Source organism: Citrobacter amalonaticus (genome assembly GCF_018323885.1).
GTDB classification, from domain to species: Bacteria; Pseudomonadota; Gammaproteobacteria; order Enterobacterales; family Enterobacteriaceae; genus Citrobacter_A; species Citrobacter_A amalonaticus.
This window is the reverse complement of the sequence record NZ_AP024585.1, coordinates 2,956,996-2,979,988: the sequence shown is the minus strand read 5'-3', so window position 1 is coordinate 2,979,988 and position 22,993 is coordinate 2,956,996. Positions and strand designations below refer to the sequence as shown.

Annotated in this window: 19 protein-coding genes; 17 read left to right on the top strand and 2 right to left on the bottom strand. The window is 53.8% G+C overall.

Annotated elements, in window-relative coordinates:
* The first annotated feature begins 129 nt into the window (after window positions 1–129).
* Window positions 130–999, top strand: a complete 870-nt coding sequence (gene alkA, locus KI228_RS14220) for a DNA-3-methyladenine glycosylase 2 (protein WP_043001888.1) — start codon at window positions 130–132, stop codon at window positions 997–999.
* Here the strand turns inward: alkA and KI228_RS14215 are convergent.
* Window positions 967–4,296 carry a diguanylate cyclase gene (locus tag KI228_RS14215; RefSeq protein ID WP_054176021.1) on the bottom strand — a complete coding sequence of 1,110 codons (3,330 nt, stop codon included), beginning with the start codon at window positions 4,294–4,296 and terminating at the stop codon, window positions 967–969. The two genes, alkA and KI228_RS14215, sit on opposite strands and share 33 nt — an antisense overlap.
* A gap of 326 nt (window positions 4,297–4,622) precedes the next feature.
* Here KI228_RS14215 and udk point away from each other — a divergent pair, with 326 nt between their 5' ends.
* The 3 genes from udk (at window position 4,623) to asmA (ending at window position 7,812) form a co-directional block, all read left to right on the top strand.
* On the top strand, window positions 4,623–5,264 hold the full coding sequence (gene udk, locus KI228_RS14210) for a uridine kinase (protein WP_042318055.1): 642 nt from the start codon (window positions 4,623–4,625) through the stop codon (window positions 5,262–5,264).
* Between the two features lie 91 nt (window positions 5,265–5,355).
* Window positions 5,356–5,937 (top strand): dCTP deaminase, encoded by a 582-nt coding sequence (gene dcd, locus KI228_RS14205; protein WP_043000174.1) that lies wholly within the window; start codon window positions 5,356–5,358, stop codon window positions 5,935–5,937.
* A gap of 21 nt (window positions 5,938–5,958) precedes the next feature.
* Window positions 5,959–7,812, top strand: coding sequence for an outer membrane assembly protein AsmA (gene asmA, locus KI228_RS14200; protein ID WP_044266092.1), 1,854 nt, complete (start codon window positions 5,959–5,961; stop codon window positions 7,810–7,812).
* 110 nt (window positions 7,813–7,922) lie between these two features.
* Here asmA and KI228_RS14195 read toward each other — a convergent pair whose 3' ends face one another.
* Window positions 7,923–9,506 carry a TerC family protein gene (locus KI228_RS14195; RefSeq protein ID WP_043000176.1) on the bottom strand — a complete coding sequence of 528 codons (1,584 nt, stop codon included), beginning with the start codon at window positions 9,504–9,506 and terminating at the stop codon, window positions 7,923–7,925.
* Between the two features lie 676 nt (window positions 9,507–10,182).
* On the opposite strand from KI228_RS14195, the gene KI228_RS14190 reads away from it, so the two are divergent.
* From KI228_RS14190 to wcaI, 13 genes are all read left to right on the top strand, one after another.
* Window positions 10,183–11,319, top strand: a complete 1,137-nt coding sequence (locus KI228_RS14190; protein WP_043000178.1) for a polysaccharide export protein — start codon at window positions 10,183–10,185, stop codon at window positions 11,317–11,319.
* A gap of 5 nt (window positions 11,320–11,324) precedes the next feature.
* Window positions 11,325–11,771 carry a low molecular weight protein-tyrosine-phosphatase Wzb gene (gene wzb / locus KI228_RS14185; protein ID WP_043000179.1) on the top strand — a complete coding sequence of 149 codons (447 nt, stop codon included), beginning with the start codon at window positions 11,325–11,327 and terminating at the stop codon, window positions 11,769–11,771.
* Window positions 11,771–13,933: a tyrosine-protein kinase Wzc gene (wzc, locus tag KI228_RS14180; RefSeq protein ID WP_043000180.1), complete on the top strand. Its 2,163-nt coding sequence runs from the start codon at window positions 11,771–11,773 to the stop codon at window positions 13,931–13,933. The genes wzb and wzc overlap by 1 nt, the downstream gene beginning before the upstream one ends.
* A gap of 57 nt (window positions 13,934–13,990) precedes the next feature.
* Window positions 13,991–14,833 (top strand): colanic acid biosynthesis glycosyltransferase WcaA, encoded by an 843-nt coding sequence (gene wcaA, locus KI228_RS14175; protein ID WP_044258698.1) that lies wholly within the window; start codon window positions 13,991–13,993, stop codon window positions 14,831–14,833.
* 2 nt (window positions 14,834–14,835) lie between these two features.
* Entirely contained in the window at window positions 14,836–15,324 is a 489-nt protein-coding gene (wcaB, locus tag KI228_RS14170) for a colanic acid biosynthesis acetyltransferase WcaB (protein WP_043000182.1), read from the top strand.
* Window positions 15,321–16,538 (top strand): colanic acid biosynthesis glycosyltransferase WcaC, encoded by a 1,218-nt coding sequence (wcaC, locus tag KI228_RS14165; RefSeq protein ID WP_061069875.1) that lies wholly within the window; start codon window positions 15,321–15,323, stop codon window positions 16,536–16,538. The genes wcaB and wcaC overlap by 4 nt, the downstream gene beginning before the upstream one ends.
* Window positions 16,513–17,733, top strand: a complete 1,221-nt coding sequence (gene wcaD, locus KI228_RS14160) for a colanic acid polymerase WcaD (RefSeq protein WP_043000184.1) — start codon at window positions 16,513–16,515, stop codon at window positions 17,731–17,733. The genes wcaC and wcaD overlap by 26 nt, the downstream gene beginning before the upstream one ends.
* 13 nt (window positions 17,734–17,746) lie before the next feature.
* The gene (gene wcaE, locus KI228_RS14155; RefSeq protein WP_043000185.1) at window positions 17,747–18,493 is read left to right on the top strand and encodes a colanic acid biosynthesis glycosyltransferase WcaE; all 747 of its coding nucleotides are present in this window, start codon (window positions 17,747–17,749) and stop codon (window positions 18,491–18,493) included.
* Window positions 18,494–18,509: 16 nt separating this feature from the next.
* On the top strand, window positions 18,510–19,055 hold the full coding sequence (gene wcaF, locus KI228_RS14150; RefSeq protein ID WP_043000186.1) for a colanic acid biosynthesis acetyltransferase WcaF: 546 nt from the start codon (window positions 18,510–18,512) through the stop codon (window positions 19,053–19,055).
* Between the two features lie 144 nt (window positions 19,056–19,199).
* A complete protein-coding gene (gmd, locus tag KI228_RS14145; RefSeq protein ID WP_043000187.1) occupies window positions 19,200–20,321 on the top strand; it encodes a GDP-mannose 4,6-dehydratase in 1,122 nt (373 codons plus the stop codon).
* 2 nt (window positions 20,322–20,323) lie between these two features.
* The gene (fcl, locus tag KI228_RS14140) at window positions 20,324–21,289 is read left to right on the top strand and encodes a GDP-L-fucose synthase (protein ID WP_043000188.1); all 966 of its coding nucleotides are present in this window, start codon (window positions 20,324–20,326) and stop codon (window positions 21,287–21,289) included.
* Window positions 21,290–21,291: 2 nt separating this feature from the next.
* Entirely contained in the window at window positions 21,292–21,771 is a 480-nt protein-coding gene (locus tag KI228_RS14135; protein WP_061069876.1) for a GDP-mannose mannosyl hydrolase, read from the top strand.
* The gene (gene wcaI, locus KI228_RS14130; protein WP_043000190.1) at window positions 21,768–22,991 is read left to right on the top strand and encodes a colanic acid biosynthesis fucosyltransferase WcaI; all 1,224 of its coding nucleotides are present in this window, start codon (window positions 21,768–21,770) and stop codon (window positions 22,989–22,991) included. Before KI228_RS14135 ends, wcaI begins: the two co-directional genes overlap by 4 nt.
* The last annotated feature ends 2 nt before the right edge of the window (window positions 22,992–22,993 follow it).

Here is a 22,993-nt window from a genome sequence, read left to right as displayed (position 1 = left end):
ATCCCCATGCCAGTGAAGAAGGGGCGTGACTTTAGCGAAATGTCGTCGTCGCGACAACTGGAATATGAAAGCAAAGCACAACGCCTGAATAGCGATTATGCTGAAGGTTTGCAGAAAAAGGAGAGGATGATGTTTACCCTGAACTGGCAACCGCCTTATGACTGGTCATGGATTCTGGGTTTCCTTGCCGCCCGTGCGGTCGACGGGGTGGAAACCGTCGAGGCGTTACGCTACACGCGAAGCCTGGCGATAGGACAACATAAGGGAATCATCGCCGCCGTTCCCGACACCGCGACGAACACGCTTCAGGTAACGCTGAGTGAAGGGCTATTGCCGGTCGCGGATATCTGCCTTGAAAAAATGGAGCGACTGTTTGATTTGCGCTGTAAACCACAGCAGATCAGCCATGCGTTAGGTGAACTGGGCGCGGCGCGTCCGGGACTGCGCCTGCCCGGTTCGGTGGACGCCTTTGAGCAGGGCGTCCGGGCGATTCTGGGCCAACTGGTGAGCGTGGCGATGGCGGCAAAGCTGACGTCGAAGGTTGCACGATGGTATGGCGACGTGTTAGCGGACAGCCCGGAGTACGTCTGTTTCCCTACGCCTGAACAGCTAGCCGCAGCCGATCCGCTGGAACTGAAAGCGTTGGGCATGCCGCTGATGCGCGCCAACGCGCTTATCTATCTGGCGCAGGCCGCCCGGGATGGAATACTGGTAACCCAGCCGCCGGAAGATATTGAACAGGGAATCAAAATGCTACAGGGATTTCCGGGGATTGGTCGCTGGACGGCAAACTATTTTGCCCTGCGCGGCTGGCAGGCGAAGGACGTGTTTTTGCCTGACGACTATCTGATCAAACAACGTTTCCCGGGGATGACTCCCGCGCAGATCCGTCGCTATGCGGAGCGCTGGAAACCCTGGCGCTCCTACGCGTTATTGCACATCTGGTATACCGAGGGATGGCAGCCGTCAGTTGATCGCGAAATAACTGGTGTTGAGTAGCAGATCCAGCGGTTGCGCTTCGGCGATGATATCGCCATAAATCTGGTCGATACCAATACCTGACAGCGTATCCATGACGATCGGCGTTTGCACCGGCCCGGCAATGGTTTTCATCCCCAGGCGCTGGGCGTGGCCCTGGATGATCGACACCAGCATTTCATCCATCATGTTGCCGTGAATGCTGGCGCTCAACTCACTGTCGAGCAGCAGGTAATCCGCCAAACTTTTGGTCATCAGATTGAAGATCTGCAGATCGCGGCCAATCTGGCTCACAATGATGTGACACCCTGCCTGGCGCAATGTCTGAATTGCTTTGGTGCTCTCCTGTGGGTTCAGTAACAGCGCTTCCGCAGGCACAATCAGATGTAGCAGGCGTCCCGGCAGAGTGCTCTGCTCCAGTTGAGCCAGAAGTTCGTCAATCAGCGTTGTGCTGATTAATCCCGCCACCGAAAGCGGCAGGGCGACGCTGAGTCCTTTGCTGGCAACCGCCGGCGCTGCATGATGGAAAAATTCATGGAGCACGCGGCGATCCAGCGCATGGCTGAGCGCCGGATCGGCTAAGCTTGCCCGAAAGGCCTGCTCTTCCATGACTTCTCCTTCACTGGTCCACAGTCGCAGCGAGATCAGCCAGAAATTACGTGCTTCGGGAATGCGTGGTGACGCAACGCCGCGGGCGACCATCAGCAAGTGGTTATCTTTAATCATCCGCCACTGCTCATCCAGCGACATCATCGCGCGCTCGTGATGCGCCTGCTCTTGTTGTGGTTCATACACGGTCACCTGGCCGCGCCCGCCATTTTTAGAGGCATAGCAGGCGATATCTGCCTGCGACATCACCTCAACCGCCTGGCAATTGTTCTCGTCGATGAGCGTGATCCCGGCGCTGGCACCAATGCGATGCAGGCGGCCTTCCCACATAAAGTGGTAATCATTGACGGCGTTAACGATCCGCGTGGCGATAAAGCGCGCGCTTTCAATATTACACTCCGGCAACAGCAGGCCGAACTCATCACCGCCCAGACGCGCCAGCACGTCGCTGGAACGCAACATGCTGAGCATCAGTTGCGCCAGTTCGCGCAGCAGCGCATCGCCCGCCGCGTGACCGGCGCTGTCATTTACCGCTTTAAAACGATCAAGATCGATAAAGACCAGCGCGTGGCGCTGATGCGCACTGCGGACGGTTTGCAGCAGCAGTTTCAGCTTGTTTTCAAAACTAGCCCGATTGGTCAGGTGGGTGAGGGCGTCGTGGGTGGCGCTGTAGCTTAGCTGGCGCAACATCTTACGTGACTCGGTGACATCCTGAATCACCAGCACTGAACCGATATTTCCACCGTCCAGGGTGCTAAGCGGGGTTATGCTGTAGTGAATGTCGTAACTGCCGCCGTTGCGACAATGGAGAACCACATCCTGTTCGATGGCGGAGCGGGACATATCAGCACTGTAGATGTTCTCCATCAGCGGGCCGTTATCGCCAAAGGTGATGCGCAGTACCGTCAACAGCGGTACGCCAATGGCATTCTCCTGCTGCCAGCCGCTCATCTTCTCGGCGACCGGGTTCATAAAAGTAACTTTCAGATCAACGTCAATACACACCACCGCTTCCCCGATGGAGTCGAGGGTAATGTGCAAACGCTCTTTTTCCTGAAACAGCGCTTCATTCAACTGCTTCACTTCGGTCATGTCCATATTGATACCGAGCAGTCGTTCGACTTCGCCATCTTTATTTAACACCCGATTCGCCAGCGAGCGGATATGGCGGACGCCGTCTTTCACCGCAATGCGGAATTCCATCTTAAAAGGCAGGCGCGCGGCTAAGGAGTCACGCACCACCTTTTCTGCATACTCGCGGTCTTCCGGGATAACGCAGTCGTACCAGAGCGACCAGGTGGGCTTAACATGAGCGGGAACCTCATACAGTTCGAACATACGCTTATCCCAACTGATGACGTCGGGTTGCAGTTCCCATTCCCAGATCCCAATGCCGCCAGCTTCGTTTGCCAGCGTGATGCGTTCCATCAGCCGTTTGTTAACCCATTCGGTATGTTTGAGATCGTTGATATCTTCAATTTGGGCAATAAAGTAAAGCGGCGTGCCGTCAGAATGGCGGACCAGCGAGACGGTCAGCAGCGCCCAGACGATCTCGCCCGTACGGGTGTAATAGCGTTTCTCCATCGAATAGCTATTAATGTCGCCGCTCACCAGCATGGTGAGTTGCTCCAGATCTTTATGCAGGTCTTCCGGCCAGGTGAGCTGCTGAAAGGTCAGCGCGCGTAACTCATCCTGGTTATAGCCGAGAAACTGGCATAACGCTTTGTTGGCCTGCAGCCATTGCCCTTCTGTACCGACCAGCGCCATACCGATCGCTGAATACTCCATCGCGTTGCGAAAACGTTCTTCGCTTTCCGTAATGTGCTTACGTTCGGCGCGAAAGGCGTACATCACCATGGTCATGATGTTCGCGGGTAAGAGAATCATTAAGAACGGCAGCCACGGCAGGTTGTTCATGACATGCACTTTGGGGGTGACCAACAGTGACGGGTCGGCCGCCATCATCAGCGATACCATCATGACGGTAGCGAGGAAGATGAGAAAGGCTTCCATCCGTGGCAACCGCACGGCGCTCCACATCAGCAATACGATCACTAACGTAAAGGGCCATGGAACATACTTCATGGCGAACCAGCTCAGAACCAGGGTGACGACTAGCGTCAGCAATGTTTCCAGGAGCAGACGCGGGTTGCGGTGGCGCAACAGGTAATGTGGTTTGAACAATAATCCCAACGGTACCAGCGCCAGCGCGCCGATGGATTCCGACAGCACCCAAATCAGAAACGCTTTCAACGGCGTTTCATTCGGCGACATAATCCACACCAGAATACCGCCCAACAGCGGCGGGATAACCGCACTGCCGAAGGCAAGACGTAGCCAGTCATTGAGATTCTGTAACGGGTTGTACCAGGGTAACAGCTTACGTAACAGCATGGCGCCGACGACGGCTTCAATGATGTTGATCGCGGTGTAGGTAAAATTCAGCGCGCTGGGCGGGAACAAGACCAGCGATGCGCCGATGCTCCCTAACGAACAGGCGAGCGCAATTCCGGGCCACATCCGTCCGGCGTGACGGTAAAAGGCCACCATCATGATCGACGTCGGGAACCAGAGCGGGGCGAGTTGGGTGCCAAACTGGGATAATTCCAGTGAGAAAAGGGTAAAAATAAAAGCCGTCAGCCCTAAACTGACGAAGCGCAGCAGAGGATGCGGCAAGGTAACTAAAACATGTTGGGATGGTTTACTCATTACCCTGTATCCGAGTGGCCGGAACGTCGCGGAACGCCCGGACGCATCGTGATATTCTCTGTTTATGCTAGTACAAACAATTTACAATTTATATCCCGGTTGCTCATTATTTGACATTATATGGCGATTAATTACTGCGAAACCGGGTTAATTCCGCGGGGTGCTCTAAATCTGAACAAATAAATTTGCGACAGGGAAACGTTGGGCGCGAAATACACTCCCTGCTATCTCGACTGGTATCGCACGCCCGAAATCCCTATAATTGCCGCGTTTGACGCCCATGCGGCGTCGTCCTTCCTAACCAGGTTATTCAGGTCGCTAAATTTATGACTGATCAGTCCCATCAGTGCGTCATTATCGGTATTGCTGGCGCATCGGCTTCCGGCAAGAGTCTTATTGCCAGTACCCTTTATCGCGAGTTGCGTGAACAAGTCGGTGACGAACATATCGGCGTTATTCCCGAAGACAGCTATTACAAAGATCAAAGCCATCTGTCGATGGAAGAACGCGTTAAAACTAACTACGACCATCCGAATGCGATGGATCACAGCCTCCTGTTTCAGCACCTGCAGGCCCTCAAACGGGGTTCGGCGATCGAACTACCGGTATACAGCTACGTCGAACACACCCGCATGAAAGAGACGGTTCGTGTTGAGCCAAAGAAAGTCATCATTCTTGAAGGGATTTTGCTGCTGACCGACGCGCGTTTACGCGAAGAGATGAACTTCTCTATTTTTGTCGATACCCCGCTGGATATCTGCCTGATGCGCCGTATCAAGCGTGATGTTAACGAACGTGGTCGTTCAATGGATTCCGTCATGGCGCAGTATCAGAAGACCGTGCGTCCGATGTTCCTGCAATTTATTGAACCGTCTAAACAATACGCCGATATTATCGTGCCGCGCGGTGGGAAAAATCGCATCGCCATTGATATTCTGAAAGCGAAAATCAGTCAGTTCTTTGAATAAGCCCGGCGAATTGTGTACCGTTCAGTGATAACCTGGTTTGCCCTTAATGCACAATGCGTTAAGCGCCCGATGCACGAAAGGAGAAAGTGCCATGCGTCTGTGTGACCGAGATATTGAAGCCTGGCTTGATGAAGGCCGTTTGTCGATCAACCCGCGTCCGCCCGTTGAGCGCATTAATGGCGCAACTGTGGATGTGCGCCTGGGCAATAAATTTCGTACATTTAGTGGACATACCGCTGCCTTTATCGATTTAAGTGGACCGAAGGCAGAAGTGAGCGCTGCGCTGGATCGCGTAATGAGCGATGAGATAGTCCTGGCGGAAGGGGATGCATTTTACCTGCATCCTGGCGAACTGGCGCTGGCAGTGACCTATGAGTCGGTGACCCTGCCAGCGGACCTGGTGGGGTGGCTGGACGGTCGCTCTTCACTGGCGCGCCTGGGTCTGATGGTTCATGTGACCGCGCACCGTATCGATCCGGGCTGGTCTGGCTGTATCGTGCTGGAATTCTATAATTCCGGTAAATTGCCGCTGGCTCTGCGCCCAGGGATGCTGATCGGCGCGTTGAGTTTCGAGCCGCTATCGGGACCTGCGCTTAGACCTTACAACCGTCGTGAAGATGCGAAGTATCGCGATCAGCAGGGCGCTGTCGCCAGCCGGATTGATAAAGACTGAGTCTACTCCATTGAGGATAGCATGAGACGATTTCTGACGACGCTGATGATTTTGCTGGTCGTGTTGGTGGCCGGCTTCTCCGCGTTAGTATTGTTAGTCAATCCGAATGATTTCCGCGCCTATATGGTGCAACAGGTGGCTGCGCGAAGCGGTTATCAACTGCAACTGGACGGCCCACTGCGCTGGCACGTCTGGCCGCAACTCAGCATCCTCTCCGGGCGTATGGTGTTAACGGCAGAAGGGGCCGCTGAACCCCTGGTTCGTGCGGATAATATGCGTCTGGATGTCGCACTGTGGCCGCTGCTGAGCCATCAGCTCAGTGTCAAACAGGTGATGCTCAAAGGCGCAGTGATTCAGCTAACGCCGCAAACGGAAGCGGTACGCCGTGAAAACGCCCCGGTGGCCCCGAAAGACAACACCTTGCCAGATGTTGCTGAAGATCGCGGTTGGTCGTTTGATGTCGCCAGCCTGCGTGTAGCGGACAGCGTACTGGTCTTTCAGCATGAAGATGATGAACAGGTAACCGTTCGCGATATTCGTCTGCAGATGGAGCAGGATGCACAGCATCGCGGCACCTTCGAATTTTCAGGCCGGGTGAATCGCGACCAGCGCGACCTTACCCTTGCTTTCAACGGTACCGTTGACGCTTCCGACTATCCGCATAACTTCACCGCGGGTATTCAACAGTTAAGCTGGCAGTTGCAGGGCGCCGATTTGCCGAAACAGGGCATCCAGGGGCAGGGACAACTGCAGGCGCAGTGGCAGGAAGAGAAGAAAACGCTCACCTTCAGCCAACTCAATGTGACGGCGAACGATAGCGCCCTGACCGGAAACGTGCAGGTGACGCTGAAGGAACAACCGGCATGGCTCGTCAACCTGCAATTTGCCCGCCTGAATCTGGATAACCTGTTAGCACCGCCCGAAAATGCCAGCAGCGCCAACGGCGCGGTGGCGCAGGGGGGAAGTCAGCCGCCGCTGGCGCGTCCGGTGATTTCAAGTCGTGTGGATGAACCCGCCTATCAGGGGCTGAAAGGCTTTAGTGCCGATATCGCGCTGAAAGCGGATAACGTGACCTGGCGTGGGATGAATTTTACCGACGTCAGTAGCCGTATGACGAATCAGTCCGATGTGCTGACGATCGCTGAACTGCAAGGCAAACTCGATGGCGGGATGATATCGCTGCCGGGGACGCTGGATACGCGTGCGCAAACGCCACAAGTGGTATTCCAGCCGCGTCTGGACGACGTTGAAATCGGTACGATCCTCAAGGCATTCAACTATCCGATTGCCCTGACCGGCAAGATGTCGCTGGCGGGAGATTTTTCCGGTGTGGATATCGATGCCCAGTCATTCCGTCACAGCTGGCAGGGGAAAGCCCATGTTGACATGCGCGACACGCGGATGGAGGGCATGAACTTCCAGCAGTTGATTCAGCAGGCCGTGGAACGCAGCGGCGGCGATGTACAGTCGATGCAAAGCGTTGATAACGCGACGCGTCTGGCCCGCTTTGTCACGGACCTGACGCTGGATCACGGTAAACTGACGCTGGATAACATGGCAGGCGAGTCCGCAATGTTGTCCCTGACGGGGCAGGGGACGCTCGACCTGGTCGGGCAAACCTGTGACACGCAGTTTAACGTGCGGGTGCTGGATGGCTGGAAGGGAGAAAGCAAGCTGATCGATTTCCTGAAGGCGACTCCGGTTCCGCTGCGAGTTTACGGTAACTGGCAGGCGCTGAATTACAATCTGCAGGTGGATCAGTTACTGCGTAAGCATATGCAGGATGAAGCGAAGCGTCGTCTGAACGACTGGGCGGAGCGAAATAAAGATTCCCGCAACGGCAAAGATGTGAAGAAGCTGCTGGATAAACTCTGATTCGGTAGGGCGTGTGTACCGGATGGCGACGCTTCGCGTCTTAATCCGGCCTGGAAACGGATAATGGCCATATGCCGGGCGGCACATTCGTCACCCGGCATTGTTTTATATTAAACCTCGTAATCCATCTCATCCTCATTGCGTAAAGGCATAATTTGAACCTTCTGTACGCGATGGCTTTCCACCTGCAACGTTTTGAGCAGGAAATCGCCCACCTGGACTTCTTCTCCCGGCTTCGGCACGCGCTGCAATTCTTCCATCAGCAGACCCGCAATGGTGTGATATTCCCGTTTTTCATCAAGCGGCAGCGGGACATATTGCACCAGATCTTCCAGCGGCATGTGGCCGTTGACGGTCCATGAGCCGTCCGGGTTTTTCTGGATGTCATGGCGGGCATCTATCTCTTCCGCCTCGTTCGGCAGATTACCGGCAATGGTTTCCGTGACGTCACTGAGCGTCACGATCCCTTCCACTGAGCCGAATTCATCGACGACAAAAGCAAAGTGCGTTCGCGCATTGCGGAACTGTTCCAGCGCCGGAAGCAGAGGTAGCGTTTCCGGGAACACCAGCGGCTGACGAATCAATACCCGCAGGTTCAACGGTTCACCGCGCAGCGACTGTTGTAGCAGGTCAATCACGTGCACCACGCCCAGCAGATCTTCCTCATCGTGACCACCGGTCACCACCAGGCGCGTATGCTGGTTTTTTTCCAGCAGCGAGCGAATCTCTTCTTCCGGCGCGGTGAGGTCGATATGCTCGATGTCATGGCGCGAGGTCATAATACTGCTGACCGTGCGCTGATTGAGGTTGAGTACGCGCTCAATCATTCGACGCTCTTGCGGGTTGAAAATCTGGCTGTCGTCATGGTCAACCAGCAGCGAGGCGGTTTCCGCATCCAGTTCGGCTTCTTCTTTCTGGCCGCTCAACAGACGCATTACCGCCTCGGTCGTCCGTTGGCGCAGGGTGTGATTGGCCGACAGGAAACGACGACGGTTAAAGATAGCCAACTGGTTCAACGCTTCGATCATCACCGAGAAGCCAATGGCGGCGTACAGATACCCTTTCGGGATCCGGAAGCCGAAGCCTTCCGCCACCAGACTGAAGCCGATCATCAGCAGGAAGCTAAGACAGAGGATGACAATGGTCGGGTGGCTGTTCACAAAGCGGGTGAGCGACTTACTCGCCAGTAGCATCAGGCTGATGGCAATAATCACCGCCGCCATCATCACCGCCAGGTGATCCACCATACCGACGGCGGTGATCACGGAGTCGAGCGAGAAGATGGCATCCAGCACCACAATTTGCGCCACCACGCCCCAGAATTTCGCCCCTTTGCGCTGAGTGGGGTTGTTGCTGTCTTTCCCTTCGAGCCGTTCGTTCAGCTCCATTGTGGCTTTAAACAACAGGAAGAAGCCCCCAAACAACATGATCAAATCGCGGGCGCTAAAGCTCAGACCGTGCACGCTAAACAGCGGTTTGGTCAGCGTGACCAGCCACGAGATTGATGCTAGCAGCAGCAGACGCATCAGCATTGCCAGGATAAGCCCGGTCACGCGCGCACGGTCGCGCTGCGCAGGCGGCAGTTTCTCTGCGAGGATGGCAATAAAGACTAAGTTATCAATGCCGAGGACTAATTCGATCACGACCAGCGTGACCAGTCCGGCCCAGATTGACGGATCGGCGATCCATTCCATAGTAAATGTAATACCTTTCGTTATATGACAATTGTCACAATTCGATCATGGATAAAGCGGACGGAAAATGCAATGGCGAGAGGGGATTTCTCATGTATTCACCTTGCTGATTGCGCTGAAAATAACCATAAAGTTTCTGTCGGGAATAATTAAATATGGCAAAAAGCTATTTAGGAAATATCGCAGGGTGAATAGAGGAAATAGATTCTGTCAACATCAAGTAATTCCTAAAATCTGGCCAATATATCGCTTAATATTAATCTTAAAAACAGAGAATAGCAGGCGTGTTACCTTGCCTGCAATTACGTTAGCTGTAACAATTCTTCCAGCGTTAATGATGGACGAGTAAATATATTACGTGGGGTTCCGGTTCATTAATGGCTGACATTCAGAATGCCTTAACATTTTCTCTGTTACGACAAACAGTGAAATAACAAGGCTTATAAAAACATAACCTAATCAGTGTATTGGTAGCTAAAAAGCCAGGGGCGGTAGCGTGCCTGAACGCCTGATGACGAGTCTGCATTATTCTGTCAATAGCTTACGGATGAATTCAATTTTTTTAGGACTGATGCCAGTTAAATTTCTTTTCAATTAACTGCAATGTAAATGTGTACGGCGAAGTCGCTATTTAAATTGCACAGGATAATTACTCTGCCAAAGTGATAAATAATCAATGATGAAATCCAAAATGAAATTGATGCCATTATTGGTGTCGGTAACCTTGATAAGCGGTTGCACAGTACTTCCGGGCAGCAATATGTCTACGATGGGCAAAGACGTGATTAAACAGCAAGACGCTGACTTTGATCTCGACCGGATGGTGAACGTGTATCCACTCACGCCACGACTGGTAGAACAATTACGCCCGCGCCCGAATGTCGCCCAGCCGAATATGTCGCTGGACCAGGAGCTCGCCAGCTATGAGTACCGTGTCGGGGCAGGGGATGTGCTGAGCGTGACCGTCTGGGATCACCCGGAACTCACTACGCCTGCGGGCCAATACCGTAGCTCCAGCGATACCGGTAACTGGGTTCAGCCCGATGGCACCATGTTTTACCCGTACATCGGCAAGGTCAGCGTGGTCGGAAAAACCCTGGCAGAAATCCGTAGTGATATTACCGGGCGCTTAGCGAAGTACATTGCTGACCCGCAGGTGGACGTTAATATCGCCGCTTTCCGTTCGCAAAAAGCCTACATCTCCGGGCAGGTGAATAAATCCGGGCAGCAGGCGATCACCAACGTGCCGTTGACCGTGCTGGACGCCATTAACGCCGCCGGCGGCCTGACGGAAGTGGCTGACTGGCGCAACGTGGTGCTGACGCACAAAGGTAAAGAACAACGCATTTCACTGCAGGCGCTGATGCAAAACGGCGATCTCAGCCAGAACCGTCTGCTTTATCCCGGCGATATTCTCTATGTGCCGCGCAATGACGACCTGAAAGTGTTCGTGATGGGTGAAGTGAAAAAACAGAGCACCCTCAAAATGGACTTCAGCGGCATGACGCTGACCGAAGCGCTGGGTAACGCCGAAGGCATCGATCTGACCACCTCCAACGCCAGCGGCATCTTCGTGATCCGGCCGCTGAAAGGCAAAGGCCCTGGCGGCAAGATTGCCAACATCTATCAGCTCGATATGTCTGATGCGACCTCTCTGGTCATGGCGACGGAATTCCGTCTGCAGCCGTATGACGTGGTGTATGTCACCACCGCACCGGTCGCGCGCTGGAACCGTCTGATCAATCAGTTGCTGCCGACCATCAGCGGTGTCCGTTACATGACGGATACGGCCAGCGACCTTCATAACTGGTAATCGTCATGTTTAACAAAATATTAGTGGTTTGCGTGGGGAACATTTGCCGTTCCCCGACGGCAGAGCGTTTGCTTAAACAATATCACCCGCAGATAACGGTGGAATCCGCCGGTCTGGGCGCGCTGGTGGGAAAAGGCGCTGACGCTTCAGCGGTGAGCGTGGCGGCAAGTCATGATCTTTCTCTGGAAGGACACTGCGCGCGTCAGGTCACCGGGCGGCTGTGCCGGGACTATGACCTGATCCTGGCGATGGAAAAAAGACATATCGCCTCTCTGCACGAACTGGCGCCCGAGATGCGTGGCAAGGTCATGCTTTTCGGGCACTGGGACGATGAACGCGAAATTCCCGACCCGTATCGTAAAAGCCGTGAGGCGTTTGAAGCGGTGTACGCCTTACTTGAACGGTCTGCTCGCCAGTGGGCGCAGGCATTGAACGCAGAGCAGGTAAAATAATGACAGAAAAAGTAAAACAGTCTGCCGCACCGGTAACGGGCAATGATGAGATCGATATCGGTCGTCTGGTGGGAACCGTTATTGAAGCGCGCTGGTGGGTGCTGGGCATTACGGCGGTCTTTGCGTTATGCGCGGTGATTTACACACTCTTCGCCACGCCGATCTACAGTGCGGATGCGCTGGTACAGATTGAACAAAACACCGGCAACTCGCTGGTGCAGGATATCGGCTCTGCGTTATCCAACAAGCCGCCGGCTTCGGAAGCGGAAATTCAGCTCATCCAGTCGCGTCTGGTATTAGGCAAAACGGTGGACGATCTGGATCTGGATATTTCGGTCACCAAAAACACCTTCCCGCTGTTCGGCGCGGGCTGGGAACGGCTGATGGGGCGACAGAATGAATCGGCAAAAGTCACCACCTTTACCCTGCCGAAAGGGATGAACGAGCAGACCTTCACCCTGACGGTGCTGAGTGACAAAGACTACCAACTGACCAGCGACGGCGGCTTCAGCGCGCGCGGACAGGTCGGGCAGACGCTGAGCAAAGACGGCGTCACGATAGTAGTCAGTGAAATTCATGCTCGACCGGACACGGAATTTACTGTCACCAAATTCTCCACGTTGGGGATGATCAATAACCTGCAAAACAACCTGACGGTAGTCGAAAACGGCAAAGATACCGGCGTGCTCAGCCTGAGCTTTACTGGCGAAGACCGCGATCAGATCCGCGACATTCTCAACAGCATTACCCGAAATTATCTGGAACAGAACGTTGAGCGCAAATCTGCCGAGGCGGCGAAAAGCCTGGCCTTCCTGGCGAAACAGTTGCCGGAAGTGCGCCAGCATCTGGACGTGGCAGAGAATAAACTCAATGCGTTTCGTCAGGATAAAGACTCCGTCGATTTGCCGCTGGAAGCGAAAGCCGTGCTGGACTCAATGGTTAACATTGATGCGCAGCTTAACGAACTGACCTTTAAAGAAGCGGAAATCTCGAAACTCTTCACCAAAGCGCACCCGGCGTACCGCACGCTGCTGGAAAAACGTCAGGCGCTGGAAGATGAAAAAGCCAAACTGAACGGGCGCGTGACGGCGATGCCGAAAACGCAGCAGGAGATTGTGCGCCTGACGCGTGACGTTGAGTCGGGTCAGCAGGTCTATATGCAATTGCTGAACAAACAGCAGGAGCTGAAGATCACCGAGGCCAGCACCGTGGGTGACGTGCGGATCGTTGACCCGGCCATTGCCCAGCCTGGCGTGCTGAAGCCGAAGAAAGCGCTGATCATTCTCGGCAGCATCATTCTGGGCCTGATGCTCTCTATCGTTGGTGTGCTGCTGCGTTCACTGCTCAACCGCGGTATCGAAAGCCCGCAGGTGCTGGAAGAGAATGGCATCAGCGTATACGCCAGCATTCCGCTGTCGGAATGGCAGAAAGCGCGGGATAGCGTCAAGACCATTAAGGGTGTTAAGCGTTACAAGCAGAGCCAACTGCTGGCAGTGGGTAACCCGACCGATCTGGCGATTGAAGCCGTGCGCAGCCTGCGCACCAGCCTCCACTTCGCCATGATGCAGGCACAAAACAATGTCCTGATGCTCACCGGGGTTAGCCCGTCTATCGGGAAGACCTTTGTCTGCGCCAACCTTGCGGCGGTGATCAGCCAGACCAACAAGCGTGTACTGCTGATCGACTGCGATATGCGTAAAGGCTATACCCACGAACTGCTCGGCACCAATAACGTCAACGGTCTGTCCGAGATTCTGGTCGGCAAAGGGGATATCGCCTCCTGCGCGAAACCGACGTCCATTCCTAATTTTGACCTTGTACCGCGCGGTCAGGTACCGCCAAACCCGTCTGAGCTGCTGATGAGCGAACGCTTTGCTGAACTGCTGCGTTGGGCGAGTAGCCACTATGACCTGGTGCTGATCGATACGCCGCCAATCCTGGCCGTCACCGACGCCGCGATTGTCGGACGTCACGCAGGCACGACGTTGATGGTCGCTCGCTATGCCGTCAATACCCTGAAAGAGGTGGAAACCAGCCTGAGCCGTTTTGAGCAAAACGGCATTCAGGTGAAAGGGGTGATCCTTAACTCCATCTTCCGGCGCGCCACCGGGTATCAGGATTACGGGTACTACGAGTACGAATACAAGTCCGACACAAAATAAAAAATCGTGAGTGGCCTACACGTTGGGCCCTCCGGCATCACTTCCTGGGAAAAGAGCATGAATACAGAAAATCCGCTGATCTCCATTTATATGCCAACCTGGAACCGGCAGCAGCTCGCCATTCGGGCAATTAAATCGGTGCTGCGTCAGGACTATCCCCACTGGGAGATGATCATTGTTGATGATTGCTCTTCCTCTTATGAACAGCTACAGCAGTTTGTTGAGGGATTAAACGACCCGCGCGTACGTTACACCCATAATGAGATCAACTCTGGCGCCTGCGCGGTGCGTAATCAGGCCATCGTCCAGGCGCAAGGGCATTACATCACCGGTATTGATGATGATGATGAGTGGACGCCAAACCGTTTGAGCGTGTTCCTTGCCCATAAACATCAACTGGTGACTCACGCTTTTTTGTACGCCAACGATTATGTCTGCGAAGGCGAAGTTTACTCGCAGCCGGCGAGCCTGCCGCTGTATCCGAAATCCCCTTACTCGCGCCACCTGTTCTATAAACGCAACATCATTGGCAATCAGGTTTTTACCTGGGCGTGGCGGTTTAAAGAGTGCCTGTTCGATACCGAACTGAAAGCCGCGCAGGATTACGACATCTTTCTGCGGATGGTGGTGGAGTATGGCGAACCGTGGAAGGTGGAGGAGGCGACGCAGATCCTGCACGTTAATCATGGCGAAATGCAGATCACCTCGTCGCCGAAGAAATTCTCTGGCTACTTCCATTTTTACCGCAAGCATAAAGATAAATTTGACCGCGCCAGTAAGAAATATCAGCTGTTTACGCTCTACCAGATCCGCAATAAGCGCATGACCTGGCGCACGTTGCTGACGCTGTTTTCACTGCGCAACGGCAAGCGTCTGGCTGACGGGCTGCGAGGACGTTAAGCATGCTGGAAGATATCCGTGCTAACAGCTGGAGCCTGCGCCCGTGCTGCATGGTGCTGGCCTACCGGGTTGCTCATTTCTGCTCCGTCTGGCGCAAAAAAAACGTGCTGAACAATCTGTGGGCCGCGCCGGTGCTGGTGCTGTATCGGCTGATAACCGAATGCCTGTTCGGCTATGAAATCCAGGCGGCGGCCACCATCGGACGGCGCTTCACCATTCATCATGGTTACGCCGTGGTGATTAACAAAAACGTGGTGGCCGGTGACGATTTCACGGTTCGTCATGGCGTCACTATCGGCAATCGTGGTGCTGACAGCCTGGCCTGTCCGGTGATAGGCAACGGCGTCGAACTGGGTGCCAACGTGATCGTGCTGGGTGACATCCGCATCGGAAATAACGTGACGATTGGCGCAGGCAGCGTGGTGCTCGACAGCATCCCGGACAATGCGCTGGTGGTGGGCGAGAAGGCCCGGGTGAAGGTAATTAAATGAATATTGTGCAATTTAATGTGCGACTGGCGGAAGGTGGTGCGGCTGGAGTGGCATTAGATCTGCATCAGCGCGCACTGCAAAAAGGGCTGACTTCGCAATTTATTTACGGCTACGGCAAGGGCGGGAAAAAGAGCGTCAGCCATAGCCACTATCCTCATGTCATCAAACAGACGCCGCGTCTGACATCAGTGGCTAATATCGCCCTGTTTCGCCTGTTCAATCGCGATCTGTTTGGCAATCTGAACAATCTCTATCGTACCGTGACCCGCACGTCAGGCCCGCTAGTGCTGCATTTTCACGTTCTGCACAGCTACTGGTTGAATCTGGCTGACGTGGTAGCGTTCTGCGAAAAGGTGAAAAACCACAAGCCGGACGTCACGCTGGTCTGGACACTGCACGATCACTGGAGTGTGACCGGGCGCTGCGCCTTTACCGACGGCTGCGAGGGGTGGAAAACCGGCTGCCAGAAATGCCCGACGCTGAGTAATTATCCGCCGGTGAACGTTGACCGCGCGCATAACCTGGTCAATGGAAAACGCCAACTGTTCCGCCAGATGCTGGCGCTGGGTTGCCAGTTTATCTCTCCAAGCCAACACGTTGCCGATGCGTTTAACAGCCTGTACGGCGCGGGGCGCTGCCGCATTATCAATAATGGGATCGATGTGGCGACCGAAGCGATTCTGGCAGAATTGTCTCCGGTCAATGAGACCCCGGGGAAACCGAAAATTGCGATTGTGGCTCATGACCTGCGCTATGACGGAAAAACCAATCAGCGTCTGGTGCGCGACATGATAGCGCTGGGCGATAAGGTTGAACTGCATACCTTTGGCAAATTCTCGCCGTTTGACGGGGCAAACGTGGTGAATCACGGCTTCGAAACTGACAAACGCAAACTGATGAGCGCGCTCAACCAGATGGACGCGCTGGTGTTCAGCTCCCGCGTGGATAACTATCCACTGATTTTATGTGAAGCGTTGTCAATCGGCGTGCCGGTGATCGCCACCCACAGCGACGCGGCGCAGGAAGTGCTGCGCAAGGCGGGCGGAAAAACGTTTGCCGCTGAAGAGGTGCTGTCACTGGTGCAGATGAACAAAACTGACATCGCGCAGACGGTTTTTGGTACCTCGCTCAGCGCCTTCCGCGAGCGCAGTCGTGCGGCGTACAGTGGTCAACAGATGCTGGAGGAATATGTCTCGTTCTATCAGAATCTGTAGCTATCTGCTGCTGCCGCTGATCTACCTGCTGGTCAACGTCAAAATTGCCCAACTGGGCGAAAGTTTCCCCATCACTATTGTCACTTTTTTACCCGTTTTACTGCTGCTGTACGTTGAACGAATCAGCATTAAGAAACTGATGATTGCATTAGGGATTGGAGCAGGGCTGACGGCGTTTAACTATCTGTTCGGTCAGTCTCTGGACGCCAGCAAATACGTCACCTCAACGATGCTGTTTGTCTATATCGTGATCATTATCGGTATGGTCTGGAGCATTCGCTTCAAAACCATCTCACCGCATAACTACCGTAAGATCCTGCGCTTTTTCTATCTGGTGGTGGCGCTGGTGGTGGTGCTGGCGGCGGCGGAAATGGCGCAAATTATCCTGACCGGCGGCAGTAGCCTGATGGAAAGCATTTCGAAGTACCTTATTTACAGCAATAGCTATGTGTTGAATTTTATTAAATTTGGCGGCAAGCGAACCACCGCGCTCTATTTCGAACCGGCATTTTTTGCTCTGGCCTTAATCTCAATTTGGCTCAGCATCAAACAGTTTGGTATCAAAACGCCTAAAACCGATGCTATGATTCTGGCAGGGATAATATTATCAGGATCGTTTTCAGGGGTAATGACATTTATCCTGTTTTACCTGCTGGAATGGGCGTTCCAGTATCTGAATAAGGATGCGATAAAGAAAAAACTGCCGCTGGCGATAATCTCATTAGCCGTGTTTTTAGTAGGGGTGATATTTGCATTTCCTTATATCTCCACACGTCTTGGAGATTTAGGAACGGAAGGGTCGTCTTCTTATTATCGTATTGTCGGTCCGTTAGTGATGGTCGGTTATTCTTTAACCCATATTGATGGCGTCGTCAGATTTGGCTCACTTTATGAATATGTCGCATCATTCGGAATCTTTAACGGTGCAGATGTCGGGAAAACAATAGACAATGGTTTGTATCTGCTGATTATTTATTTTTCCTGGTTCGCGGTGTTAATGACGCTGTGGTACATGTGGAAAATCTTAAAAATGACGTTAAATGCATTTGGCGATAATCGGAATTTTCGGGTGCAACTTTATCTTTTTACACCGGTGTCACTGTTTTTTACCGGTTCGATATTTAGCCCGGAATATGCATTTTTAATCGTTTGTCCGTTTATTTTGCGCAAGGCGCTGAATATGACAAAAGTATGATGAGGTTAATTCTATGCTGCTCAGTATTATCACCGTCGCGTTTCGCAATCTGGACGGCATCGTCAAAACCCATGCGTCGCTGGCGCATCTGGCGAAGGCGACCGACATCCGCTTTGAGTGGATCGTGGTGGACGGCGGTTCAAATGACGGTACGCAAGAATTTCTGGAAAACCTCTGCGGTAACTACCACTTACGTTTTGTCAGCGAACCGGATAACGGCATCTATGATGCGATGAACAAGGGCATTGAAATGGCGCGTGGCAAGTTCGCGCTGTTCCTTAACTCCGGCGATATCTTTCATCCGGATGTCGCCCACGTTGTACGTCAGTTACAGACACAAAAAGATGACGTGATGATTACCGGCGATGCGCTGCTCGATTTTGGCGATGGTCATAAAACGAAGCGTAGCGCGAAACCCGGTTGGTATATCTATCACAGCCTGCCGGCCAGCCATCAGGCAATCTTTTTCCCGCTGGCGGGACTAAAAGTCTGGCACTACGACCTGCAATATAAAGTGTCATCGGATTATGCGCTGGCCGCCAGATTGTATAAAGAAGGTTATGACTTTAAAAAACTGGACGGTCTGGTCTCTGAATTTTCAATGGGCGGCGTGTCAACGACGAATAATCTGGAATTATGCGAAGACGCCAAAAAAGTGCAGCGTCAGATATTACGCGTGCCGGGTTTTTGGGCTGAATTATCGAAGCTATTACGCTTACGTACGACGGGTAAAACGAAAGCCTTATATAACAAAGCCTGAAATATAAGGATTAATGATGCAGGATTTACGTGGTTTCTCCGTACCGAAAGGATTTCGTGGCGGAAATGTAATTAAAGTGCAATTGTGGTGGGCCGTACAGGCAACATTATTTTCCTGGTCACCGCAGGTGTTATATCGCTGGCGCGCTTTTTTGCTCCGTCTGTTTGGCGCGAAAATAGGAAAAAACGTAGTCATTCGACCGTCGGTGAAAATTACCTATCCGTGGAAATTAACCATTGGTGATTATGCCTGGGTAGGGGATGACGTCAATTTATATACGCTCGGCGATATTACGATTGGTGCCCATGCGGTGGTTTCGCAGAAAAGCTATTTGTGTACCGGCAGTCACGATCATACCAGCGCGCATTTTGATATTAACGCCACCCCGATTGTGATTGGCGATAAATGCTGGCTGGCAACGGATGTGTTTGTGGCGCCAGGCGTCACGATAGGCGATGGCACTGTCGTTGGTGCGCGCAGCAGTGTTTTTAAATCGCTACCGGCAAATATGATTTGCCGTGGCAATCCCGCAGTTGTGATACGCGAACGCGTTGAAAAGTAATCAGTTTCCCCGTCATGTTTCGGGTTGTAGCAGTGTTGGCTTTCCTTGATTATCCGGTCACTTACTTCTGTAAGCTCCTGGATAAGCGGCGTCACCGCCTTGCTATAACCCGAACGATTTAGGGAATAATTAAGAGGTAATAAAATGTCTAAAGTCGCTCTCATTACCGGCGTTACCGGGCAGGATGGTTCTTACCTGGCAGAACTTCTGCTGGAAAAAGGTTATGAGGTTCACGGTATTAAGCGTCGTGCGTCTTCATTTAACACCGAGCGCGTGGATCACATCTATCAGGATCCCCATGCGAGCAACCCGAAATTCCATCTGCACTACGGTGATCTGACGGACTCCTCCAACCTGACGCGTATTCTGCAGGAAGTGCAGCCGGATGAAGTCTACAACCTGGGTGCGATGAGCCACGTTGCGGTTTCCTTCGAATCGCCGGAATACACCGCCGATGTGGATGCGATGGGAACGCTGCGTCTGCTGGAAGCCATCCGCTTCCTCGGTCTGGAAAAGAAAACCCGTTTCTATCAGGCATCGACCTCTGAGCTGTACGGTCTGGTGCAGGAAATCCCGCAAAAAGAGACCACGCCATTCTACCCGCGCTCGCCGTATGCGGTCGCCAAACTTTACGCCTACTGGATCACCGTCAACTACCGTGAATCCTATGGTATCTACGCCTGTAACGGCATCCTGTTTAACCATGAATCGCCGCGTCGTGGCGAAACCTTCGTCACCCGTAAAATCACCCGCGCGATTGCTAACATCGCTCAGGGGCTGGAGTCCTGCCTGTATCTCGGCAACATGGATTCCCTGCGTGACTGGGGCCATGCGAAAGACTACGTCAAAATGCAGTGGATGATGCTGCAACAGGAACAGCCGGAAGACTTCGTGATCGCGACCGGCGTGCAGTACTCCGTGCGTCAGTTCGTCGAAATGGCGGCGGCCCAGCTGGGGATCAAACTGCGCTTTGAAGGCGAAGGCGTGGAAGAGAAAGGGATTGTGGTTTCTGTCACCGGTCATGACGCGCCAGGCGTGAAACCGGGTGATGTGATTGTGGCCGTTGATCCGCGCTACTTCCGTCCGGCAGAAGTGGAAACCCTGCTGGGTGACCCGAGCAAAGCGCATGAGAAGCTGGGCTGGAAACCGGAAATTACGTTGCAGGAAATGGTCTCCGAGATGGTCGCTAAAGATCTGGAAGCGGCGAAGAAACACTCCCTGCTGAAATCTCATGGCTACGAGGTTGCCATCGCGCTGGAGTCCTGAGAATGAGCAAACAACGTATTTTTATCGCTGGTCATCGCGGAATGGTGGGTTCCGCGATTGCCCGCCAGCTTGCGCAGCGTGGTGATGTGGAGCTGGTGCTGCGCACCCGCGATGAGCTGAACCTGCTGGACAGCAAGGCAGTGCTGGATTTCTTTGCCACTGAGCGTATCGATCAGGTTTATCTGGCGGCGGCGAAGGTGGGCGGTATTGTTGCCAATAACACGTATCCGGCCGATTTCATCTTTGAAAATATGATGATGGAAAGCAACATCATTCACGCCGCGCATCTGCATAACGTGAATAAGCTGCTGTTCCTCGGTTCGTCCTGTATCTATCCCAAACTGGCAAAACAGCCGATGGCGGAGAGTGAACTGTTGCAGGGCACGCTGGAACCAACCAACGAGCCGTATGCCATTGCCAAGATTGCCGGTATCAAACTGTGCGAGTCATACAACCGCCAGTACGGGCGCGACTATCGTTCCGTGATGCCGACCAATCTGTATGGTCCACATGACAACTTCCATCCGAGCAATTCGCACGTGATCCCGGCGTTGCTGCGTCGTTTCCACGAAGCGACCATGCAGAATGCGGCGGACGTGGTGGTGTGGGGCAGCGGGACGCCGATGCGTGAGTTTCTGCACGTCGATGATATGGCCGCCGCCAGCATCCATGTGATGGAACTGGACAGCGAAGTCTGGCAGGAGAACACCCAGCCGATGCTGTCGCACATTAACGTCGGTACGGGCGTGGATTGCACCATTCGCGAACTGGCGCAGACCATCGCTCAGGTTGTGGGCTACAAGGGCCGCGTGGTATTTGACGCGACGAAGCCGGACGGTACGCCGCGAAAACTGCTGGATGTGACCCGTTTGCATCAGCTGGGCTGGTATCACGAGATCTCACTGGAAGCGGGCCTTGCCAGCACATATCAGTGGTTCCTTGAGAATCAGCATCGGTTCCGGGGGTAAACATGTTTTTACGTCAGGAAGATTTTGCTACCGTCGTGCGTTCCACGCCGCTTGTCTCCCTCGATTTGATCGTGGAAAACGCGCAGGGGGAATTTCTGCTGGGTAAACGACTGAACCGACCGGCGCAGGGCTTCTGGTTCGTGCCCGGTGGCCGGGTGCAAAAAGATGAGCCGCTGAGTGCGGCCTTCGAACGCCTGACCGAAGCCGAACTGGGGCTACGTTTGCCGCTGTCTGCCGGGGAGTTTTATGGCGTCTGGCAGCATTTCTATGACGACAACTTTTCCGGTGAAGACTTCTCAACGCATTACATCGTGCTCGGTTTCCGTCTGCGGGTGCAGGCGCATGATTTGCCTCTGCCTGACGCGCAGCACGGCGCTTACTGCTGGCTGACGCCCGCGGCGTTGCTGACTAGCGACAACGTCCATGACAACAGTCGGGCGTATTTTTTGCCGGAATGTCAGGCTAAGGCGCTGGGATTATGAGGATCCTTGTGTATGGCATCAACTACTCACCGGAGTTAACCGGCATCGGTAAATACACCGGTGAAATGGTGGAGTGGATGGCGCGCGAAGGCCATGACGTGCGGGTTATCACCGCGCCGCCGTATTACCCGCAGTGGAAAGTGGGCGAGCGCTATTCAGCCTGGCGCTATCGCCGGGAAGAGGGGGATGCCACTGTCTGGCGCTGCCCACTGTATGTGCCAAAGCAGCCGTCAACACTGAAACGATTACTGCATCTGGGCAGCTTCGCCCTCAGCAGCTTTTTCCCGCTGATGGCGCAGCGTCGCTGGAAGCCGGATCGCATTATTGGCGTGGTGCCCACGCTGTTTTGTACGCCGGGAATGCGGCTGCTGGCGAAACTCTCAGGCGCCCGCACGCTGCTGCACATTCAGGATTATGAAGTCGATGCGATGCTGGGGCTCGGTCTGGCAGGCAACGGTAAAACCGGCAAAGTGGCACAGCTGGCGACCGCTTTCGAGCGTAGCGGTCTGCATAACGTCGACAATGTCTCCACCATCTCCCGCTCAATGATGAATAAAGCCCAGGCGAAAGGGGTGGCGGCAGAGAAAGTGATCTTCTTCCCTAACTGGTCAGAAGTCGCCCGTTTTCAGAATGTTAACGATGACGAGGTTATCAGCCTCCGCCAACAGCTTGGTTTGCCGGATGACAAAAAAATCATTCTTTACTCCGGCAATATCGGCGAGAAGCAAGGGCTGGAAAACGTGATTGCGGCGGCGGAACAACTGCGTGAGCAGCCGCTGGTTTTCGCTATCGTCGGGCAGGGCGGCGGCAAAGCGCGTCTGGAGAAAATGGCCCGCGAGCGCGGTCTGCGCAACGTTCTGTTTTTCCCGTTGCAGCCTTACGAGGCGCTACCTGCGCTATTGAAGATGGGCGATTGCCACCTGGTGGTGCAAAAACGTGGGGCGGCGGATGCCGTTCTGCCCTCCAAGCTGACCAATATTCTGGCGGTGGGCGGCAATGCGGTGATTACCGCAGAACCTGAGACGGAACTCGGCCAGCTTTGCGACCGCTATGCAGGCATTGCGGTGTGCGTTGAGCCGGAATCGGTCGATGCGCTGGTGGCAGGGATAACGATGGCGCTCACCATGCCAAAAAACAACACGGTGGCACGTGAATATGCCGAACGCACGCTCGATAAAGAGAATGTGCTACGTCAATTTATGAATGATATTCGGGATTAAAT

Excerpts from the sequence above, each read along its gene's own strand:
- asmA (WP_044266092.1), top strand. The coding sequence starts at position 5,959 with ATGAGACGATTTCTGACGACGCTGATGATTTTGCTGGTCGTGTTGGTG.
- KI228_RS14190 (WP_043000178.1), top strand. The coding sequence starts at position 10,183 with ATGATGAAATCCAAAATGAAATTGATGCCATTATTGGTGTCGGTAACC.
- dcd (WP_043000174.1), top strand. The coding sequence starts at position 5,356 with ATGCGTCTGTGTGACCGAGATATTGAAGCCTGGCTTGATGAAGGCCGT.
- alkA (WP_043001888.1), top strand. The coding sequence starts at position 130 with ATGTTTACCCTGAACTGGCAACCGCCTTATGACTGGTCATGGATTCTG.
- wcaC (WP_061069875.1), top strand. The coding sequence starts at position 15,321 with ATGAATATTGTGCAATTTAATGTGCGACTGGCGGAAGGTGGTGCGGCT.
- wcaB (WP_043000182.1), top strand. The coding sequence starts at position 14,836 with ATGCTGGAAGATATCCGTGCTAACAGCTGGAGCCTGCGCCCGTGCTGC.
- KI228_RS14135 (WP_061069876.1), top strand. The coding sequence starts at position 21,292 with ATGTTTTTACGTCAGGAAGATTTTGCTACCGTCGTGCGTTCCACGCCG.
- wzb (WP_043000179.1), top strand. The coding sequence starts at position 11,325 with ATGTTTAACAAAATATTAGTGGTTTGCGTGGGGAACATTTGCCGTTCC.
- wcaF (WP_043000186.1), top strand. The coding sequence starts at position 18,510 with ATGCAGGATTTACGTGGTTTCTCCGTACCGAAAGGATTTCGTGGCGGA.
- KI228_RS14215 (WP_054176021.1), bottom strand. The coding sequence starts at position 4,296 with ATGAGTAAACCATCCCAACATGTTTTAGTTACCTTGCCGCATCCTCTG.
- KI228_RS14195 (WP_043000176.1), bottom strand. The coding sequence starts at position 9,506 with ATGGAATGGATCGCCGATCCGTCAATCTGGGCCGGACTGGTCACGCTG.
- fcl (WP_043000188.1), top strand. The coding sequence starts at position 20,324 with ATGAGCAAACAACGTATTTTTATCGCTGGTCATCGCGGAATGGTGGGT.
- wcaE (WP_043000185.1), top strand. The coding sequence starts at position 17,747 with ATGCTGCTCAGTATTATCACCGTCGCGTTTCGCAATCTGGACGGCATC.
- gmd (WP_043000187.1), top strand. The coding sequence starts at position 19,200 with ATGTCTAAAGTCGCTCTCATTACCGGCGTTACCGGGCAGGATGGTTCT.
- wcaI (WP_043000190.1), top strand. The coding sequence starts at position 21,768 with ATGAGGATCCTTGTGTATGGCATCAACTACTCACCGGAGTTAACCGGC.
- wcaA (WP_044258698.1), top strand. The coding sequence starts at position 13,991 with ATGAATACAGAAAATCCGCTGATCTCCATTTATATGCCAACCTGGAAC.
- wzc (WP_043000180.1), top strand. The coding sequence starts at position 11,771 with ATGACAGAAAAAGTAAAACAGTCTGCCGCACCGGTAACGGGCAATGAT.
- udk (WP_042318055.1), top strand. The coding sequence starts at position 4,623 with ATGACTGATCAGTCCCATCAGTGCGTCATTATCGGTATTGCTGGCGCA.
- wcaD (WP_043000184.1), top strand. The coding sequence starts at position 16,513 with ATGTCTCGTTCTATCAGAATCTGTAGCTATCTGCTGCTGCCGCTGATC.